Here is a 2,389-nt window from a genome sequence, read left to right on the forward strand (position 1 = left end):
GCCATCGACTCGGCAACGACGGAACCGCGTACGGCGACGCAGGGATCATGCCGTCCTTTGAGCGAAACGCTAACGCTTTCGTTATGGGTGTTAGTGCTCTCTTGATCGATGAAGATCGAGGGAGTCGGTTTGAAATGGACGCGTACGATGACATCGTCTCCGTTGCTCATACCGCCCAAAATCCCCCCTGCGTGGTTGGATTTAAAGCCGCTAGGGGTGATGGGATCATTGTTTTGGCTCGCAAGTAGCTCTGCGCTGTGAATCCCCTCTCCGATTTCGACCGCTTTGACGGCATTGATCCCCATCATCGCTGAGCCGAGGATCGCATCAAGTTTGTAATAAAGCCCTTGTCCTAAACCGACAGGAACTCCTGAAATTTTGAGTGTTGCGACACCGCCGACGGAATCATGGGCGTTTTTGGCTTCCAAGATAGCCGCTTTTTGAGCCTCTTCTACGGTTTTATCAAGAGCATAGATGGGGCTGTTTGGAGGGTAGGTAAAATCGAGATTTTGGGCAACGATACCATGAATAGCACTGATACCGCTCGCAAATTCGATTCCTAAAGAGCGGAGCATTAGTTTTGCCACCGCACCCCCTGCAACGCGTGCTGCCGTTTCGCGTGCACTTGAGCGTCCGCCACCGCGATAATCGCGCAGACCGTATTTGTGAAAATAGGTAAAGTCAGCGTGTCCCGGACGGAAGATGTCTTTGACATTGCTGTAATCACCGCTTTTTTGGTCGGTGTTGTAGATGACTAGTGTAATCGGTGTTCCGGTACTGAGTCCTTCGAAAACACCGCTGAGGATTTCAACTTTGTCCTCTTCTTTGCGGGCGGTGGCGAATTCGTTTTGTCCCGGTTTACGACGGTCTAATTCGCTTTGGATAAAAGCTTCGTCGATTTCAAGCCCTGCGGGAACGCCATCGAGTACACAGCCGATCGCTTTGCCGTGCGACTCACCGAAAGTCGTCATTGTGAAACGTTCACCGAAGCGATTCATTTGAGTTCCTTTGAGAGGAGATCAAGGGCGATTTGCGCCGCTTCTTGCTGGGCGTGTTTTTTGCTTTTTCCACATGCCGAAGCGTAGCGCTTGCCATCGATGATGACCGCGACTTCAAACTCTTTTTTATGATCAGGTCCGTGTTCGGCGATGAGCTGATATTCGGGAGTTGTCCCATAATGGGCTTGAGTGAGCTCTTGGAGGGAGGTTTTATAGTCTTTAAAGAGCGAATCGAGTGAAATATCGGGATGGACGTGTTCGAGGAGAGAAATGGTAATCTCTTCTACTTTTCCCAAACCGGTTTCGAGATACATTGCACCCATAAGGGCTTCAAAGGCGTTGGATAGGAGTGAACTTTTGGTGCGACCGCTGTTGTTCTCTTCGGCATTGGAGAGATAGATGTACTCACCGAGCCCCAGATGGATAGCTAAAGCAGTAAACCCCTCTTCATTGACGAGTGACGCGCGCATTTTTGAGAGTTTTCCTTCGTCGTATCCGCGAAATTTGGTATAAAGATATTCACCGACGATCAAATCGAGTACAGCATCTCCTAAAAACTCAAGGCGCTCATTATTGTAGGGCTGTTTAAAACTTTTGTGTGTCAGCGCTTCAATAAGGAGCTTTTGATTTTGAAATGTGTACCCTAAACGTTCTTGCAGGGCTTGTAGATCATTCATTATAGTGTTAATCCTTTTTTAAATTTTTCCGCCTCTTCTTTGGCGATGATATCACACCGTTCGTTTTCGGGATGACCGTTGTGCCCGCGTACCCAGACTCCATTGATCCGATGACCTGCGGAAACACGGATGTACTCGTGCCATAGATCGGGATTTTTGACCTTGGCAAAGTTGCGTTTGATCCACCCCTCTAGCCATTCGTTTATCCCTCGAATCACATACGAAGAATCGGAGATTACCGTCACGTCGCAGGGCTCTTTGAGGGCGCGCAATCCCTCGATCACCCCTAAAAGCTCCATACGGTTGTTCGTCGTATGCGCTTCCCCACCGCTGATAATCCGCTCTTTGTCTCCGAAGCGTAGAATCGCTCCAAATCCACCCGGCCCTGGATTACCGAGCGCCGAGCCGTCACTGAAGAGAGTTATTTTCTTCAAATCGTTCCTTTGAGAGATTCATAATACTTTGGACACTATCGATCGCATGGCAGTGCGGACAACGGTGAAAGGGGAGAAACGAAATCTGATTACACTTATCACACGTGTATTCAAACTCTAATGTCGCCTTACCTGCACCGCATCGACGAAGAGCGATTAGGGTATCAAGCTCAAATTTTGAACTTCCCTCTGCTAACTCAAGCGACCCGCGCGCACTGAAAAGCTCACGCAGATAGGTGTTGCTTGCAATTATATCCAAATCGAGATTCTCATCCCCTGC

3 protein-coding genes and 1 pseudogene are annotated in these 2,389 nt (G+C 49.1%); all 4 read right to left on the bottom strand.

The annotated features are described in order from the left end of the window. Positions 1-998, bottom strand: a 998-nt coding sequence (gene aroC, locus JZU62_RS07970; protein WP_295013611.1) for a chorismate synthase, incomplete at its 3' end; no start/stop codon positions are given. After that, positions 995-1,675 (bottom strand): ribonuclease III, encoded by a 681-nt coding sequence (gene rnc, locus JZU62_RS07975; protein WP_295013613.1) that lies wholly within the window; start codon positions 1,673-1,675, stop codon positions 995-997. The genes aroC and rnc, both read right to left, overlap by 4 nt. Continuing rightward, positions 1,675-2,109, bottom strand: a complete 435-nt coding sequence (rnhA, locus tag JZU62_RS07980; protein WP_295013615.1) for a ribonuclease HI — start codon at positions 2,107-2,109, stop codon at positions 1,675-1,677. The genes rnc and rnhA overlap by 1 nt, the downstream gene beginning before the upstream one ends. Continuing rightward, positions 2,084-2,389, bottom strand: a pseudogene (locus JZU62_RS07985) (hypothetical protein); the annotation flags it as partial. The pseudogene JZU62_RS07985 and the gene rnhA, both read right to left, overlap by 26 nt.

Origin of the sequence: Sulfuricurvum sp., assembly GCF_019163035.1 — a bacterium.
In the GTDB taxonomy this organism is placed as follows: domain Bacteria; phylum Campylobacterota; class Campylobacteria; order Campylobacterales; family Sulfurimonadaceae; genus Sulfuricurvum.